General features: G+C 61.9%; 17 protein-coding genes. 7 read left to right on the forward strand and 10 right to left on the reverse strand.

Translation table 11 applies throughout. The features are described from left to right. Window positions 1-91: 91 nt before the first annotated feature. On the forward strand, window positions 92-433 hold the full coding sequence (locus CI807_RS25810; RefSeq protein WP_095016780.1) for a DUF6124 family protein: 342 nt from the start codon (window positions 92-94) through the stop codon (window positions 431-433). A 465-nt stretch (window positions 434-898) separates the two neighbouring features. Next, complete coding sequence (locus CI807_RS25815) at window positions 899-2050, forward strand: M14-type cytosolic carboxypeptidase (RefSeq protein ID WP_016976152.1); 1152 nt, start codon at window positions 899-901, stop codon at window positions 2048-2050. Here the strand turns inward: CI807_RS25815 and CI807_RS25820 are convergent. After that, window positions 2047-2499: a helix-turn-helix domain-containing protein gene (locus CI807_RS25820; RefSeq protein WP_095016781.1), complete on the reverse strand. Its 453-nt coding sequence runs from the start codon at window positions 2497-2499 to the stop codon at window positions 2047-2049. The genes CI807_RS25815 and CI807_RS25820 overlap by 4 nt on opposite strands. 99 nt (window positions 2500-2598) lie before the next feature. Between CI807_RS25820 and CI807_RS25825 the strand changes: the two genes are divergently transcribed. After that, entirely contained in the window at window positions 2599-3870 is a 1272-nt protein-coding gene (locus CI807_RS25825; RefSeq protein WP_095016782.1) for an MFS transporter, read from the forward strand. Here the strand turns inward: CI807_RS25825 and CI807_RS25830 are convergent. Both CI807_RS25830 and CI807_RS25835 read right to left on the reverse strand, forming a co-directional pair. Next, a complete protein-coding gene (locus tag CI807_RS25830) occupies window positions 3772-4311 on the reverse strand; it encodes a cytochrome b (protein WP_016976149.1) in 540 nt (179 codons plus the stop codon). The genes CI807_RS25825 and CI807_RS25830 overlap by 99 nt on opposite strands. Then, complete coding sequence (locus tag CI807_RS25835) at window positions 4308-5390, reverse strand: catalase family peroxidase (RefSeq protein ID WP_095016783.1); 1083 nt, start codon at window positions 5388-5390, stop codon at window positions 4308-4310. Before CI807_RS25835 ends, CI807_RS25830 begins: the two co-directional genes overlap by 4 nt. Window positions 5391-5557: 167 nt before the next feature. Between CI807_RS25835 and CI807_RS25840 the strand changes: the two genes are divergently transcribed. Both CI807_RS25840 and CI807_RS25845 read left to right on the forward strand, forming a co-directional pair. Beyond that, complete coding sequence (locus CI807_RS25840) at window positions 5558-6064, forward strand: RNA polymerase sigma factor (RefSeq protein WP_016976147.1); 507 nt, start codon at window positions 5558-5560, stop codon at window positions 6062-6064. Further along, window positions 6061-6798, forward strand: a complete 738-nt coding sequence (locus tag CI807_RS25845; protein WP_095016784.1) for an anti-sigma factor — start codon at window positions 6061-6063, stop codon at window positions 6796-6798. Before CI807_RS25840 ends, CI807_RS25845 begins: the two co-directional genes overlap by 4 nt. Here CI807_RS25845 and CI807_RS25850 read toward each other — a convergent pair. The 7 genes from CI807_RS25850 to CI807_RS25880 form a co-directional block, all read right to left on the reverse strand. After that, complete coding sequence (locus CI807_RS25850; protein WP_095016785.1) at window positions 6795-7772, reverse strand: spore coat U domain-containing protein; 978 nt, start codon at window positions 7770-7772, stop codon at window positions 6795-6797. The two genes, CI807_RS25845 and CI807_RS25850, sit on opposite strands and share 4 nt — an antisense overlap. Next, window positions 7769-10063, reverse strand: a complete 2295-nt coding sequence (locus tag CI807_RS25855) for a fimbria/pilus outer membrane usher protein (protein WP_095016786.1) — start codon at window positions 10061-10063, stop codon at window positions 7769-7771. Before CI807_RS25855 ends, CI807_RS25850 begins: the two co-directional genes overlap by 4 nt. Before the next feature lie 139 nt (window positions 10064-10202). Further along, window positions 10203-10991: a molecular chaperone gene (locus CI807_RS25860; protein ID WP_095016787.1), complete on the reverse strand. Its 789-nt coding sequence runs from the start codon at window positions 10989-10991 to the stop codon at window positions 10203-10205. Window positions 10992-11016: 25 nt separating this feature from the next. After that, a complete protein-coding gene (locus CI807_RS25865; RefSeq protein ID WP_095016788.1) occupies window positions 11017-11505 on the reverse strand; it encodes a spore coat U domain-containing protein in 489 nt (162 codons plus the stop codon). Between the two features lie 2 nt (window positions 11506-11507). Next, on the reverse strand, window positions 11508-12050 hold the full coding sequence (locus tag CI807_RS25870; protein ID WP_025999725.1) for a spore coat protein U domain-containing protein: 543 nt from the start codon (window positions 12048-12050) through the stop codon (window positions 11508-11510). 18 nt (window positions 12051-12068) lie between these two features. Then, window positions 12069-12611 (reverse strand): spore coat protein U domain-containing protein, encoded by a 543-nt coding sequence (locus CI807_RS25875; protein WP_095016789.1) that lies wholly within the window; start codon window positions 12609-12611, stop codon window positions 12069-12071. Then, on the reverse strand, window positions 12605-13093 hold the full coding sequence (locus CI807_RS25880) for a spore coat U domain-containing protein (protein WP_177060646.1): 489 nt from the start codon (window positions 13091-13093) through the stop codon (window positions 12605-12607). The genes CI807_RS25875 and CI807_RS25880 overlap by 7 nt, the downstream gene beginning before the upstream one ends. A 224-nt stretch (window positions 13094-13317) precedes the next feature. Between CI807_RS25880 and zapE the strand changes: the two genes are divergently transcribed. Both zapE and CI807_RS25890 read left to right on the forward strand, forming a co-directional pair. Next, a complete protein-coding gene (zapE, locus tag CI807_RS25885) occupies window positions 13318-14412 on the forward strand; it encodes a cell division protein ZapE (RefSeq protein ID WP_095016791.1) in 1095 nt (364 codons plus the stop codon). A gap of 39 nt (window positions 14413-14451) precedes the next feature. Next, window positions 14452-15753 carry a protein kinase gene (locus CI807_RS25890; protein WP_095017627.1) on the forward strand — a complete coding sequence of 434 codons (1302 nt, stop codon included), beginning with the start codon at window positions 14452-14454 and terminating at the stop codon, window positions 15751-15753. The last annotated feature ends 36 nt before the right edge of the window (window positions 15754-15789 follow it).

Raw genomic sequence — 15789 nt, forward strand, 5'->3', positions numbered from 1 at the left:
AGTTTGTAGTAATCCATAAAACGACATAAATACGATACGTACTATCATCGGACATAAGGTTTTCGACACCCATAACAGAGTACCGCCCCTTATGACCACCAGCCCGTACCTCCTGCCCGAAATCCCTGAAGATCACGACCTGCGCAGCAGTGGCGCCGCCCAGCGCGCACTGGACTTTTATTTGAAAGAAGAGATGTCGGCCGCAGCCCCCGACGACGCCCTCTTCGCCATCAAGCCAGGCATCAGCCCGGAAGAAGCCCTGGTGCACGCCTCGGACCTGTTGCGCAGCGCCGCCGCTACGGCCTATGAGTCAGCGAGCAGCCATCAGGGCAATCATCGTGACCTGGCGTTTTCGGTGGTGTATTTGATTGATATGGCGAAGGCGATGGTGGAGCGGTCGTTGCAGGTGCCAGCGGCTCAAGCGAACGGATAACAGGCGCAGAAGAAAAATATTTCTATCTCACGGATAAAAACATTTGACTTGCAAATGATAATGATTATTATTGGACCCAGCTGATCGCGAGATCAGTCGATAGACCAAGGGACCTTAGGTCGGACTCTTGGAATATCTCCTCATCAGGCTAATCACGGTTTTTGACCCGGCTCTTTGGCCGGGTCTTTTTTTTGCCAGTTTCCCTGGCATGGCTTCAGGCTAATGAAGACTGTGTGTTGCTCAATGGCGCGCATGGTAGCAAAAGACCATCGCCAAAAGAAAGCCAGTCGAACGCTCTAGTCCAAACCTTTGCGAAATAGCGCTTGAGAATCAATCTCATAGATTCTAAGCTGCTGCGGCGTCAAGGATGACGCCCCCTCCCCCGTGCAACAATTTTGCATCCAGTCTTTACCAGACTCCTGTGTAATATAGCCGCCACAACACTCATATTCAGGCAAGCAGACTATGACCGTGGCCTTGACCTCCATCAGGATCAGCACCGACTTTGACAGTGGCAATATTCAGGTACTGGATGCCAGTGATTCCTATCAATTGCTGCTGGCGATCAAACCCGACACCCGTAGCCAACATTTCCAATGGTTCCACTTCAAGGCCGAAGGTATGCACGTGGGCCACACCCACACGTTTCGCCTGAGCAATGCGAGCCAGTCGTCTTACCCGCACGCGTGGAGCGGCTACAACGCCGTAGCGTCCTACGACCATATCAATTGGTTTCGGGTACCCTCGCGCTTTGATGGGGAAATCCTGCATATCAGCCTTGAGACCCGGGAGAAGCAAGCCTGGATTGCCTATTTCGAACCCTACAGCCGTGAGCGTCATGACTGGCTGATCGAACAGGCCTTGAGCCGCGCCGACACCCAGTTGCTGGCCACCGGTAAAAGTGTCGAAGGCCGTGATATCCCACTGCTGCGTCGCGGCAAAGGTGGCGAAGGCCGCCGCAAAGTCTGGATCATCGCCCAACAGCATCCCGGCGAACACATGGCCGAATGGTTTATGGAAGGCATCATCGAACGCCTGCAACAGGACGGTGATGCCGAGTTGAAAAAACTGCTGAAAGTTGCCGACCTGTACCTGGTGCCCAACATGAACCCGGACGGCGCGTTCCATGGCCACCTGCGCACCAACGCCATGGGTCAGGACCTCAACCGCGCCTGGCAGAACGCCAGCCAGGAGATCAGCCCGGAAGTGCTGTTCGTGCAACAGCAGATGGAAAAGTACGGCGTCGACCTGTTCCTCGATATCCACGGCGACGAGGAAATACCCTATGTCTTCACCGCCGGCTGCGAAGGCAACCCCGGCTACACACCGCGCATCGAGATGCTGGAAAAACACTTCCGCAGCCACTTGAGCGCCCTGACCCGCGACTTCCAGACCACCTACGGCTACACCCGCGACCTGCCGGGCGAAGCCAACATGACACTGGCGTGCAATGCCGTCGGCCAGCAGTACGACTGTCTGTCCCTGACCCTGGAAATGCCCTTCAAGGACAACGACGACGCGCCCAACCCGCTCACCGGTTGGTCAGGTAAACGTTCGATGCAACTGGGTAAGGATGTGTTGAGCAGCGTGGCCGATATCGTCGACGTCTTGCGCTAAACCGAGTCGGCGGGCACCCGCCGACAATCCTCAGGCCTCAGCAACCGCCCATCCGCCGAGCGCAACTCCAGCGCTCGCAGCGGCGCGCCGTGGGCGCTGTCCACCATCACCGAATGCGCCTCGCCTTCCCCGTAGAAAAACCCCTCGCCCCATTGCCGTAACCCGATGATCACGTTGAACAGGCCCCGGCCCTTTTCCGTCAGGGCGTATTCCTGATAAGCGCTGCCATCCGACGCCGGCACGATCTCCAGCACGCCATGGGCCACCAGGCTGCGCAAGCGCGTGGACAAGATGTTTTTGGCCATGCCCAGGCTGCGCTGGAACTCACCAAACCGGCGAATCCCATCAAACGCGTCGCGAATGATCAGCAGCGACCAGCCATCGCCAATCGCATCCAGCGAGCGCGCCACCGGGCATTCGGCGCTTTCAAAGCGGGTGAGCTTGACCATTGGGGGCTGCCTGTCGTCGATCAATAATGTAGTTGCAATATAAAACCAGAATCCATACCGTACAACTGGTTTCATTTTAAAACCACAAAGGATATCCCCATGCCTTCCTCACCCTTGAGTAACAAAGTGGTGGTGCTGTTCGCCATCTCCTGCGGCCTGTCGGTAGCCAATGTCTACTACGCCCAGCCGTTACTCGACGCCATGGCGCAAACCTTTACCATGGACCACGCCACTGTCGGCATCATCGTCGCCTTCACCCAAGTCGGCTATGGCGTGGGCCTGTTGTTGCTGGTGCCACTGGGGGACTTGCTCAACCGACGCCGGCTGATTGTCAGCCAACTGCTGCTCTCCATCCTGGCCGTGCTGATGGTGGGATTGTCCTCAAGCAGTTTCTGGCTGTTGGCTGGCATGTTGCTGACCGGGCTGCTGGCGGTGGTAGCCCAGGTGCTGGTGGCATTGGCGGCTCACTTGGCGTCGCCGGAACAGCGCGGGCAGGTGGTGGGGTTGGTCACCAGCGGTATCGTGGTCGGTTTGCTGCTGGCCCGCTCGGTGTCCGGCGCGATGGCAGACCTGGCGGGGTGGCGCTCGGTTTACCTGCTATCAGCGGGCTTGACGCTATTGATGGCCATCTTGCTGTGGCGCGTATTACCAAACACCGAGCAACCGCGCGCCACCGGCACTTATGGTGCGTTGATCCGCTCGATCTTCAGCTTGTTCAAGGAAGAAAAGGTCCTGCGTGACCGCGCCGTACTGGCAATGTTGATTTTCGCCGCCGGCACCGTCTTGTGGACGCCGCTGGTGCTGCCCTTGAGCGCCCCGCCGCTGTCGCTTTCCCACACGCAGATTGGCCTGTTCGGGCTCGCCGGCGCCGCCGGGGCTTTGGGAGCTGCCCGCGCCGGGCGCTTGGCCGACAAAGGCTTTGCCCAGTGGACCAGCGGCACGGCATTGCTGCTGATGTTGCTGTCCTGGGTCGCCATCGGCTTTACCCAATCGTCGCTGTGGGCATTGGTGTTGGGGGTGATTGTGTTCGATCTGGGCCTGCAAGCCGTGCATGTCACCAGCCAGAGCCTGATCTACGCCGTGCGCCCCGACGCCCAGAGCCGGCTGGTAGCCGGCTACATGCTGTTTTACTCAGTGGGTAGTGCGCTGGGCTCCATCAGCGCAACCGCCCTGTATGCCAGGGCCGGTTGGATCGGGGTGTGCGGCCTCGGTGCCACCATCAACCTGCTGGCGCTGATCTACTGGCTGGCCACACTCCCCCCCAAACCTGTTTCAGTCCTTGCTGCCGGTCATGCTTTGCAGCACGCCGTCACGGCGGATCAACCCATGGAACAATGCCGCCGCCAAGTGCAACAGCACTGTCAGGAATAGCAGATAGGCCAGGAACCCATGGGCCCTGCGCAACACCGCGAACAACGGCGCGTTCGCCCCCACCAGCGCCGGCAACTGCACCGAACTGCTGAGCATCACCGGGTCGCCCGCCGCCGAAATCATCGCCCAGCCCAGCAACGGCAATACCAACATCAGGGCATACAACACCAGGTGGGAGGCTTTGGCCGCCAGCACTTGCCACAGCGGCAAGTCGGCAGGCAACGGCGGTTGGCGCGTGGAAAAACGCACGACCAAACGCACGATCACCAAGGCCAGGATCGCGATACCCAACGGCTTGTGCAGGTGGATCAACCATTCATGGCGCTCTGAAACAGAAGCCGCCAGGCCTGCGCCGATAAACAGCATGGCGATGACCATCAGCGCCATCAGCCAGTGCAGCAGGCGCGCCAGGGGGGCGAAAAACCGCGGTTGGGCATTCATGGTTTCGACTCCTGAGGGGCGCTGTGCAACGGGCTGACTTCACCGGCGCGACGCAGGTACGAACTGGCGTACGCCGCCGAGCGAGCTGCCAGCAACGGGTCGTTGGAGGCTTGGATGCCACTGGGCAGAATCAGTGGATCGAAGTTGATATCGCGGCAATCGCCATCCGCCTGCGGCTGGCTGCTTTGCAGCACCAGGGTGCCGGCGTTGATGACTTTATGCTCGCCGGTCCAGGCCTTGCTCGCATCGTCCACGGGGTCGCCGGGGTTGGCCAGCGTCATGTTCAACTGCCAGCGCAACGGCCCGGTCGCCAGGCGCTGTATGAGGTCCTTTTCCAGGAAATCACTGCCGGCAGGTGCGATATCGCCCGCCGCATCCTGGCTCTGCGGCACCACGCCCCAACGCACGGCCTGGCGCTTGCCATCGGCGCCCACCAGATAGAACGCGTTGATGCCGTTGTAGGTTTCGGTCGCATAACTGGCCGAAGGCTTGGCGGTCTTGACCCACGCCAGGAACGGCGCTGTCTCGGGATGAGCGGCAAAAAATGCCGGCATGCTCGCCGGGTCCGGCTTGCCGGTGGCAGGCTGCGGCGCACCGGCCTTGAGCATTTGGTAGAACGCCTCGGGCGTGCCCACCGGGAACACTGGCATGCTGTTCATGCCGGTGCGCCACTGCTGGCCGTTGGCCTGGCTGAACTGCACGGCAAAACTGCGGATCGGCACACTGCTGTCCGGCGCGTAGGGGTTACCGCTCGGCAAGGCGAACCGTCCGATCAACGGCGTCTTGGCCTCGCTGAACACCTGGGCGCTGGAGTAGGCACGGGCTTCGGCACTGCTCTCGAAATACCCGGCCACGCACACACCCTTGGCGTGGTTACGCCGGAAGCCAGGGTGCACGCCGTTGTTGGTTTCCAGGGCATTGACCAGGGTTTTCGGGCGCAGGCGCTGTGGGTCGAAGGTGCCGTTGACGTAGGCAAAAGCCCCCGCCATAACCGCAACCACGGCACCGATACCTGCCAGGCGCGCGATCAGGCTCGCAGTACTCAGCGGAGGACGGGGCGGTGATGAGTGATCTACCATGAAGGAACTCCAGGGCCTAAGGCCTTAGGGGTAAATATAAGGTCGGAGCATTAAGACGAATGCCGACCGGCTCTATTCCCTGGCCTTTGATTTATTTCCCAGGATCGGGAATAACCGTTCACGCCGCACGTCTCTCTAGTCCCAGCGTAGTGACCAGCCAGATTCCCATGCATGAACTCGACGAACAGTTACGTGAACTCATCCCCAGGCTGCGGCGTTTTGCCGTGTCCCTGACCCGTAACGCCAGCAGCGCCGACGATCTGGTGCAGTCGACCCTGGAGCGGGCGATCATCAGTTGGGCCGACAAACGCGTCGAAGGCGACTTGCGCGCCTGGCTGTTTTCGATCCTCTACCGGCAGTTCCTCGATGCCCACCGCCGCACCCGGCGTTATGCGCGCATGCTGGAATTCTTCACCGGACGTGACGATGCACAGCCGTCGGTGGAACGCACGGTGATCGCCCAATCGACCCTGCAAGCCTTCGATCAACTCAACACCGAGCAGCGCGCACTGCTGCTGTGGGTTTCGGTCGAAGGCCTGAGCTACAAGGAAATCGCCGAGATCCTTGAGGTGCCCATCGGCACCGTGATGTCGCGCCTGTCCCGGGCGCGCCAAGCCCTGCGTCAACTCAGTGATGGCGAAATTGCCAGCCCTTCCCTGCGGATACTCAAATGATCAGCCTGCCCCCCAGCGAACGCGATTTGCATGCCTACGTCGATCACCAACTGCTGGAGAGTGATCGCCGCGTGCTTGAAACCTACTTGGCCGCCCACCCGGATGTCGCCGCCCAAGTCCACGCCTGGCAACACGACGCGCAGTTGCTGCGTGCCGCGCTGGGCGGCGCCCTGCAACAGCCGGCCAACCCAGACCTGGATCCGGCACTGATCCGCCAGCGCATCAAGCGTCAATCACGACGCCACTTGGCTACGGCCGCCGTGCTGCTGATCGCTATCAGCCTCGGCGGTATCGGTGGCTGGCACGCCCGTGAAGCCACCCAGCCCGCCCAACTGCCGATGGCCGATGCGATGCAGGCGTTCCGCTTATTCGCCCAAGACGGCATCATGCCCGCCGACTACAAAGTGCAGGGCAGTGGCACGATGCAGGCCTGGCTCGACCGCTACTTCAACCAGGCCCATCGCCTACCCGACTTGAGCGCGTCCGGATTCACACCGGTCAGTGGGCGTTTGCTCACCACCGAGCAAGGCGCTGCTGCCATGGTGCTGTATGAAGACCCGCAAGGCCGGCGCATCAGTTTCTACATTCGCCCACCAGGACCGGAAAACGGTTTCCTGCCAAGGGGCAGCCGCAGTGCCGATGGCTTGCAGGCGCAATACTGGTCGGGTGCCGGCTACAACTATGCGGTGGTCAGCCCGGTGGATCAGCCTGCCCCACCGCTGCTGACGTTCTAGAAACCCACATCGAGTACCACGTTGTCTACATAGGTGCCGCCGGGAGGCGTGCTCTGGTCGGTGTAGATCCGGGCGTTGTAGTTGAACACCTGGCTGCCGGTACCCAGGCCATTGCCGGGGTTGATCTCGGCGGTGGAGCTGGCGCGCCGTGCAGCGCCCACGCTGCCCCAGCGCGTAGTGCCGGCGCTTTTGAAGATGTCATACGCCAGGTAGTTGCTGCCCGAGATCATCCGCCGCCGACCGCCCACGCTGACGGCGTTCTGGCCGTCGCTCAAGCCCACGGTGTAGGCACTGCCCTTGGTGCAGGCGATATTGATGGTCTGCCCGGTCACGGCGGTAAATCCGCTGATGACCGGGGCGCTGCCAAAGCTGATATTCGGCGCGGTGATCTGGCAGTCGTTGGTGACCGTCATGCTCACTGTCAGGGTCGCCACCGGCGGGTTGGAACTCTTGTCGCGCGCGAGGCACACATTGCCCAGGCTCAGGAGTGAGCAATAGTCCCAACTCCAGACAATGTTCAAGGTCTCGGTATAGACCCCCGCCGCGACGTTGCTGCCGGTAATGCTCCCGACATACAACGGCAGGGTTTTGGCACCGGGCCCAGAGACCAAGCCAAAGGACGAGGCAATGCCATTGGTACCAAAATCGAAAGCCACCCCGCGGTTGATAGGGAAACTGGCGCTGTTATTGCCATAGATCGTGTAACCGATCACGTCTCCGGTCGGTCCCACCATACCTGACGTGGCCGAGGTAATAGTGGCAATGAAGTGATCGCTGCCCGGCACCAGTGCGATCAGGGTCGGCGTGCAGCGCAGCCCGGCATTGGCAGTGGAACTGCCTTGCGCCGTCGTGTTCACCGTCATTGAGCTGACGGAGCCAAAACTGACCGGCGCGGTCGCCACCACCGAGCAAGCGGCCGACGCACTACCGCAGAGCAGCACACTGCCTATCAACGCAATGCCGCGCCCTCTCATTGGCACACCAACGGCCCGATCAACGGCACGCCCTGTTGCTGCTCGTCCACCTCGAACCGCGCCTGGCACGTACGCCCTTCACCCAACGTGACCTGCAACGTGTTATGGGCCGAGAGGTTCTCCAGATACACCAGGCCATCCCAGCCCACCACCGCCTGCTGGCCGCTTTGCTCATGCACCACCAGGCTGCCGAGGGGCAATTCCTGATGCTGGGTGTCCACCAGCGTGACACTGGCCGCGAGCACCCGACGCAATGGAAACTCCAGCAGGTAACCGCTGCCACGGCGCACTGACACACGCTGCTCCACATTCGGGCTCTGCACGTTGAGCGGGAGGTTCAGCGGATCGATTTCATATTTGCCGCGGTAATACGCACTGCTCCAGGGCACCAGCAAGTGGCCGTTGCGATCGGTCTCGCCAACCAATTGGTTTTCATAGCGCACCGGAATCCCGGCGAAGCCCTGGGTACTCACCACCACAAACGCATCATTGATACGGTTGGCGGCAAACATATCGCCGCCCATCCACACCAGCGAACCACTGGCATCCGCCCAACGCGTCTCGGCGTCGCTGCTGCCGTACACACCCGCCTGCAACTGCACCGACTGCAAACGCCAGGTCAGGTCGGCCTGCCGGTACGCCGGGCCATCACCCTGGGCATAACCAAGGTTGTAACCCACCCCTCCTTCGCTGGGCACTGCGCGGCTGTAGTTGAGGCGCTGGCGACTGGCGCCATCCTTGCTGCGCTCGGTGCTCACGGCCAGGCTGCCGTTGAGGTCGAACGGGATGACCAGTTGCGCCTGCATCGCCCAGTTGCTGTCGCCGATCTCACGGTTGGCCGACAGGTAGAAACTGGTGTTGTGCCACAGCGGTTTGCTCCAGCTCAGGTTGAGCAAGCGCGTGCGCGAATCGTCCGCTGCCTGCACATCAAAGTAACCCACGCCCAGGCTGCCGAAGCGCTCAAGGTTGAGGCTCAAGGTCACTTGCTCGCTGCGTTTGCTGAGGCTGGCATAGGGGGTGTCGACCAGGGTCAGGTCAGCGTACTCGTCACGCCGTTCGACCCGCTGGTACGACAGGCTGTAGCGCGTGCTGTTGTATGAATACCCCAGGCTCAGTTGCTGGCCGCTGCGTCCTTCGAACTGACTTTGGCTGACAGCGGTGTTGAGCACGCCGAAGTTGCCCAGCCGCAGGTTGCCACCCAGGCCGCCGAGGGTCAGGTCACTGGAGGCTTCGGCGTGGCTTTCCAGGGTCAGGTTGTCGGAAACACCATAACGAAAGGTGCCGCTGGCCACGCCAGGCCCGTAGGCGAAATCCTTCAAGGTGTATTCCCGGCGCAAGGAACCGGCGGCCACCGAGAAATCCGTAAGGCCTTTTTGCAGCAGCGAACTCGTCACATAAAACGGCACCGTGGTTGACACCTGGCGACCCAACGCGTCGGTGGTCACCACCACTGCCTCACCCGCACCGTTGATAAACGGCACGTTGGTCAGGGTGTAAGGCCCTGGTTGCAGCAGCGCACTGTCGGATTTATAGCCGTTGATAAACAGGTCCACCGACGACGGCACCGCGGCCTCACCGGCAAATTGCGGCAAGGGGTAGGTCACCAGGTCCGGGCGCACGGCGAAGTCCCGTGAAAACTGCACCCCGCCCAGACGCACCGAGCTGCTCCAGGGCAAGGCGCCGCTGATCACGTCACCGGCCTCGTAGGTCAGCAGTCGTTCGTCATCGGAGAAACGCCAGGTGGTGTCATAGCGCCGGTAGCCGTTGTTGAAGGTACTGCTGCTGACGCCATCGGCCAGGGTCTGGCGGTATTGCCCGGTATTGGACAGGGTGCCCCAGTTGTCAAACAGCCGCACTTCGTTCCAGGCGGCGAGGTAGCTGCCGCCTTCGTCGGTGTCGTTGAAGTACAGGTCATAGTTGAGCAAAGCGCCGAAACTGCTCATCGCCTGGGTGCGCGGGTAGGTGTTGCGATTGCCGATGAACTGTTCCTTCAGCCAGGCAGGCGGCACATCCAGCAACAGGCGTTGGCCATTGCTGTCGTAGTCACTGTGCAGGCCTGGGATGGTGTCCAACGCCACGCTGCCACTCAGTTCACCGGGCAGCTTCATGCCCACATCCTGCAACGCACTGGCGGGGACATAGAGTTGCCCGGCCCGTTGATCGACCGCGATGACGCGCCCGGTGTCCATCTGGTTGACCACCAGTTCCAGAAACAACTGTGCATCGGCGACAGCCTCCATACTGCTTGGCGGCGGCGGCAGGTCGCCAGCCACGCCTTGGGGCGCAATCATTGCGGCCCATAGCCCGCTTACCACTGCCACCGACGGCCATAGACGACGAGCCCGACCACGACTCACACATGGCGTTGTGTCCTTCAATGGACATCTCCATCCGTTTAAATCCCGGAGCGTCCCGCCCCGCTACACTCGGTTACCGCTTCGGCGCCAGGTTCTCCAGCTGTTGCGCACCGTTGACCCTGACTTGCAGGGGCTGGTCAGCCGACAGCCCATCCGGCACCGGCCAGCGCATGGTCGCGCCCGGCAACACGTAGCCCAACAGGCCGTCCACCAGCGGTTTGGTCTGCCCGCCCTGTTTGAATGAAGCATCGGTGAGGCGCGCATGCACGGCGCCCTGGTTACGCACCTCGATATAGTTGCGCCCCGCCACCGTGACCTTGTGCCAACTCAAGTCCGGCTTGCCGGCACCCTTGGGGTCGCGCTGGCGCGTGCTGTCTTCTTTGCTCCACAGGCCCGCGCCATAGGCAAACAGCGGCACCGAGTAGCGCATCTGAAAGCGAATCGCCGCTGCGGTGTTCTTGCCTTCCGGCGGCGTCGGCACCTGCAAGGGCGAAGGGATTTCATCGATGATGATGCGGTAGGCCAACTCTTGCCCTGGTGGTACTTCGCGTGTGCGGGTCAGGCGTACGAGTTGTTTTTGCCCCGGCTCGATTCGCGCCACCGGCGGGCTGCCGATCACATCGCGCTGGTTCTGGTATTGCTCGTCGAAGCCGCTCTGGCTCCACGCGAACACACGAATCTGCAGGCTTGCGGTTTCGCTCCCACGGTTTTCCAACCACAGTGCGCTGGCCTGTTGATCAGCCTCCAGCACCGGGTCGATGGGCCAGATCAGCACCGAGCTGGCCGCCTGCACAAACCCCGCCGTGCACACGGCACTCAGGGCAATACCCGCGGCCCACAGCCGCCGGGAAGGTGAACGCATAACCCCACTCCTTTTACCGATAGCCTTACCACGTCAGCTGCACCTGCAGCGTGTCGCTGTATGTCCCCCCAGGCTGATTGCCCGGCAATTGCACCCGCCCGTAAATGGGCAGGTTGATGTTATTGGCATCGCTGTAAACCACATTGACGCTCTGGCCGATCCCCAGGCTCTGGCTGAACGCCGCATCCCGAAACAACTGATAAGCCACCCGCGCGCTGCCACTGTTGAGCTGCAGATTGCGCCCGGTGCTACTGTGCAGGCCGCCGTCGACACTCATGCTCAGCGTCACCCCCGGCGTGCATTGCAAGGTGACGCCCCCGGTCAGCGCCGCCGTGACCGCGCTGGTGGCCAGGGCCGAGTAACTGCCGTAGGTCAGCGTGCCGTAATTGGAGCCCCCGCCCACAATCAGGCAACCCGGCGTAATGGTCGCGCTCACCTGGAAGCTCTGGCTGGTCACCGCCGACAACGGCAGCGGCACCGCCAGCCCACAGGCCAGCAACGCTCTGAGCCACATCGCTAGAACGTCAGTTCCACGGCCACGGTGTCGGTGTAGGTGCCGGCTGGCAGCCCCGCCTTGCCCACCGCACGACCGTAGAGGTTGACGGTTTGCGCCACACCGGTACTGGTGGCGAGGGTGATTACGCCGTCAATCGCCAGCAATGCTGAGTGGCCGCTGTCGGTGTAGAAGTCGTAGGGCACGAAGTTGCCCGCACCGTCGGCCAATGCACGGCTGCCACCGGGGGACGCGCCGTCATGGGCACCGGCGCGCACCTTGACCGCTGGCGTAGTGCCGCTGGAGCACAGGATCGATAACGCGCCACCGGTGCCAGTACCGCCGAGCAACTGGGCATCGGCGTTGGTGAACAGGCTGTTGGTGGTGCCGAAGTTCAAGCTACCGAAGTTCAACCCGGTCGCCGCGCCCGAACCGTTGACCTGGCAACTGGCGATCAATATCAGGCTCGATGTGATCTGCCCGGTGACCGTGGTTGCCGCATTGAGGTTGGAGGCCATTGCCAGCCCCAGCGCGCAAGCGCCTAATCGCGAAACAAGTACGTGCATGATGTTCATCCTCTTGAGTTACCAGTCCAGTGTCACCGTCAACGTGTCGGTGTAGATCCCTGCCGGTAAGGCACTGGTATTTGCCACCACGGAGCCAAACACCGGGATCGGTATCTGGGTGCCCTTGGCTACGACAAAATTGCGTTGCTGGCCGATGCTGTAGGTGCTGCGGCCCTGTGGATCGGCGGACAGCCGATACGGAATCATCTGACGCCCATTGCTCAGGCGCCGCGTAGTGCCATCACCATTGGTGCCGCCGTCGATAGTCACGGTGAAGCTTGAGACCGAGGGGTTGCACGACACCGCCAGCGGCGCCTTGTCGCCGTCGGAGACCGCTGCGCCCAGCGTGTTGTTCCAGGTAGGGCCCTGGCTGCCGAAGTCGAGCAGCGCCGTGCCGCCCGTGGGGTTGACCGGCGCGCTCTCGACGCCTTTGCTCACTTCGCAACTGGCGGTGATCACCAGTCGCGCCTGGATAAACCCGGTGGCGACAGCCGCCTGCACGTCATCCGCCAGCACCAGCAGGCCTCCCATGGCCATCACGGCCAGATAGCGGCTTACCATGTGACCGTGACCTTGAGCAGGTCGGTGTAGCGGCCGACGGCGGGGATGTCCTTGAGCGGCTCGATGCGGCCATACAGCGGCAGGTCGACAAAACCGGCATCCGGCACGCGGCCGCTGAGCGGCACGTCCACCGGCAATGGCACGCGTCGCGCGGCGTCGGCATAAATGCGATAGGGAATGGGTTTGATCGAAGGGGTGGCGCTGAGGTAGCGCACTTCACCGGTACCGCCATGCAGCCCGCCATCCACGCGCACCTGATACGGCGTGTCGGGGTTGCACTCCAGGCGCGGCTGGCGTTGGCTGATCAGTGCCGCACTCAGGGGCCCGGCCGGGTCATCCAGACGCGCGCCGCTGCCAAAATCCAGTACGCCAAGTTGCTCGATGCCAGCACTGCGAGTGGTGCCCACCAACTGGCAGCCCCGCTGCACGTCGATACGCACCTCCACCTGGAGTTGTGCCCCGAAAGCCGTGCTGCAGAGCATCGCGCCCATGACTGCCAATACTGCTCGTCCCTTCACTGCCCCAAATCCTTGTACAGGGGTAACTGCTGTGTAGGAGGTTAGTCACTCAACGAGAAACTGCCAGTCTGGGCAGCTTTGCAAGCGTGACATGCCGTTTCGAGATAGCGGGCAGCGCCCTTCTCTATTGGTCAAAACGCAGCAGTCGCCCTAAAGTGAGCGACCACTGAAATACAGAGTGACTCGCATTGGCCGCGCTTTCCCTGATCCGTCGCCTGCTCGGCAAGAAAACCGACGCCCCTGACGCCTCGCCTATACCTGCGTTCTTCCAGCAAAAAGCCGAGCAACAGGGTTATACCCTCAGCGCCGGCCAAACCCGCGCCATCGCCGCGTTGGCCCGAGAAACCCAGCACCTGCTCACCGGCCAGCCCACTCGCAGCCTGTACCTGTACGGGCCGGTGGGGCGCGGTAAAAGCTGGTTGCTGGACGGTTTTTTCCAAGCGTTGCCGATTACCGAGAAGCAGCGCGTGCATTTCCATGATTTTTTCGCGCGCCTGCATCGCGGCATGTTCACGCATCGTGAACAGGACGATGCCCTGGCCGTGACCCTCGACGAACTGCTGACGGACTGCCGGGTATTGTGTTTCGACGAGTTTCACGTCCACGACATCGGCGACGCGATGCTGATCACGCGGCTGTTCAAAGCCCTGTTCCAACGCGGTGTGCTGGTGCTGGTGACGTCCAATTATGCGCCACAGGGGCTGCTGCCCAACCCGCTGTACCACGAGCGTTTCAAGCCGGTGATCGACCTGATCGATGCGCGCATGGAGGTATTGGAAGTCAGTTCGCCCCAGGATTTCCGCAGCCTGCCCCAGGCCCAAAGCACACAACGCTTTACCAGCGGTCAGTACGTTTGGCCGGGGACTGCGCGCCAGCGCGAAGCCTTGGGTCTTCCCGCTGCCGACTGCCCGCCACAGCCCCTGGCCGTCGGTAATCGCACATTGATCTGCCGTCACCGCGCAGGCCGCTCCATCGCCTTCACCTTCAGCGATCTTTGCGAGCAGTTGACCGCAGTCATGGACTACCTGCTGCTGTGCCAGGACTACGACCACTGGGTCATCGACGGCCTGCCTCAACTGGCGGACTGCCCGATCGCCGTGCAGCAACGCTTTATCAACCTGGTGGATGTGCTTTATGACCGCGACAAGCACCTGATCCTGATCGGCGCGCAGCCCCTCGCCATTGCCCTGGGCGGCCAGGCCATCGACCTGGCCCGCACCGCCAGCCGTCTAGGACAATTGCAACAGGCTGACCCGCAACCGGCACCCGACCCGGTATCATGAGCGCCATTGATGCCCCTTTGCCGAGTGACCACCCCGTTCATGCATACCCTCGCCCAACTCAAGGCCGGCCAACTGGCCGGTATCACGCGCCTGGACCTGTCCTGCGGGCTGACCGAATTTCCCCGGGAAATCTTCGAACTGGCTGACTCCCTGGAGATCCTCAATCTCAGCGGCAACGCCCTGAACAGCCTGCCCGACGACCTGCACCGGCTGCCCCACCTGCGCGTGCTGTTCTGCTCGGACAACCGGTTCACCGAGCTGCCGGCTTGCTTGGGCCAATGCGCCAAACTGAGCATGATCGGCTTCAAGGCCAACCAGATCAGCCACGTGCCCGCCGCCGCGCTGCCGCCGTTGTTGCGCTGGCTGATCCTGACCGATAACCGCATCAGCCAGTTGCCCGACGAACTGGGCAAGCGACCACTCCTGCAAAAGCTGATGCTGGCCGGCAACCAGCTGGCGCACCTGCCAGAAAACCTGGCGAACTGCCATAACCTCGAATTGCTGCGCATCGCTTCCAACCGCTTCACCCAACTGCCGGAATGGCTACTGGCACTGCCAAGCCTGACTTGGCTGGCCTATGCCGGCAACCCTGTGGAAATGGCCGTGGACGTAACGGGTGATGACGCTACGCCGAACATTCCCTGGCCAGAGCTGGAACTGGCCGAAGTCCTTGGCGAAGGCGCTTCCGGCATTATCCGCAAGGCCCTGTGGAAACCGTCAGGCCAGCCCGTCGCGGTCAAACTCTACAAAGGCACCATCACCAGCGATGGCTCGCCGCTGCACGAAATGCAGGCCTGCATCGCTGCCGGGATGCACCCCAACCTGATCAAGGTAGAGGGCCGCGTGGTCGGCCACCCGGATGACCAAGCCGCACTGGTCATGGACCTGATCGACCCGAGCTACCGCAACCTCGCGGCCCTGCCAAGCCTGGCGTCGTGCACCCGCGACATTTATGAATCGGGAACTCGCTTCAGCCTTGAAGTGGCGCTGCGCATGGCGCGGGGCATCGCTTCGGTCGCCGCGCACCTGCACCGGCACGGCATCACCCACGGTGACCTGTATGGCCACAATATCCTGTGGAATGCAGCCGGTGACTGCTTGCTGGGGGATTTTGGCGCGGCATCGTTTCATGCCACGGCGGATAGCGTGGAAACCAGGGCGTTGCAGCGGATTGAAGTGCGGGCGTTTGGGATTTTGCTGGGGGAGTTGTTGGAGCGGGTTGATGAACAGGCCAGTGACGAGCTGGTTAGGCTGGAAAAAAGCTGCTGTCAGCCAGATGTACTGGCGCGGCCGGGGTTCGAGGAAATCGAAACCATGCTGGGTTCTATACAACACCACTAAACCAATGTGGGAGCGGGCTTGCTCGCGAATGCGCAG

It is taken from the genome of Pseudomonas sp. NS1(2017) (assembly GCF_002269425.1).
Taxonomy (GTDB): Bacteria; Pseudomonadota; Gammaproteobacteria; order Pseudomonadales; family Pseudomonadaceae; genus Aquipseudomonas; species Aquipseudomonas reactans.

Bases quoted from the DNA above. Each gene is read 5' to 3' on its own strand.
- CI807_RS25855 (WP_095016786.1), bottom strand. From the start codon at position 10,063: ATGATTGCGCCCCAAGGCGTGGCTGGCGACCTGCCGCCGCCGCCAAGC.
- CI807_RS25845 (WP_095016784.1), top strand. From the start codon at position 6,061: ATGATCAGCCTGCCCCCCAGCGAACGCGATTTGCATGCCTACGTCGAT.
- CI807_RS25835 (WP_095016783.1), bottom strand. From the start codon at position 5,390: ATGGTAGATCACTCATCACCGCCCCGTCCTCCGCTGAGTACTGCGAGC.
- CI807_RS25865 (WP_095016788.1), bottom strand. From the start codon at position 11,505: ATGTGGCTCAGAGCGTTGCTGGCCTGTGGGCTGGCGGTGCCGCTGCCG.
- CI807_RS25810 (WP_095016780.1), top strand. From the start codon at position 92: ATGACCACCAGCCCGTACCTCCTGCCCGAAATCCCTGAAGATCACGAC.
- CI807_RS25840 (WP_016976147.1), top strand. From the start codon at position 5,558: ATGCATGAACTCGACGAACAGTTACGTGAACTCATCCCCAGGCTGCGG.
- CI807_RS25825 (WP_095016782.1), top strand. From the start codon at position 2,599: ATGCCTTCCTCACCCTTGAGTAACAAAGTGGTGGTGCTGTTCGCCATC.
- CI807_RS25850 (WP_095016785.1), bottom strand. From the start codon at position 7,772: ATGAGAGGGCGCGGCATTGCGTTGATAGGCAGTGTGCTGCTCTGCGGT.
- CI807_RS25860 (WP_095016787.1), bottom strand. From the start codon at position 10,991: ATGCGTTCACCTTCCCGGCGGCTGTGGGCCGCGGGTATTGCCCTGAGT.
- CI807_RS25875 (WP_095016789.1), bottom strand. From the start codon at position 12,611: ATGGTAAGCCGCTATCTGGCCGTGATGGCCATGGGAGGCCTGCTGGTG.
- CI807_RS25890 (WP_095017627.1), top strand. From the start codon at position 14,452: ATGCATACCCTCGCCCAACTCAAGGCCGGCCAACTGGCCGGTATCACG.
- CI807_RS25830 (WP_016976149.1), bottom strand. From the start codon at position 4,311: ATGAATGCCCAACCGCGGTTTTTCGCCCCCCTGGCGCGCCTGCTGCAC.
- CI807_RS25815 (WP_016976152.1), top strand. From the start codon at position 899: ATGACCGTGGCCTTGACCTCCATCAGGATCAGCACCGACTTTGACAGT.
- CI807_RS25880 (WP_177060646.1), bottom strand. From the start codon at position 13,093: ATGCTCTGCAGCACGGCTTTCGGGGCACAACTCCAGGTGGAGGTGCGT.
- CI807_RS25870 (WP_025999725.1), bottom strand. From the start codon at position 12,050: ATGCACGTACTTGTTTCGCGATTAGGCGCTTGCGCGCTGGGGCTGGCA.
- CI807_RS25820 (WP_095016781.1), bottom strand. From the start codon at position 2,499: ATGGTCAAGCTCACCCGCTTTGAAAGCGCCGAATGCCCGGTGGCGCGC.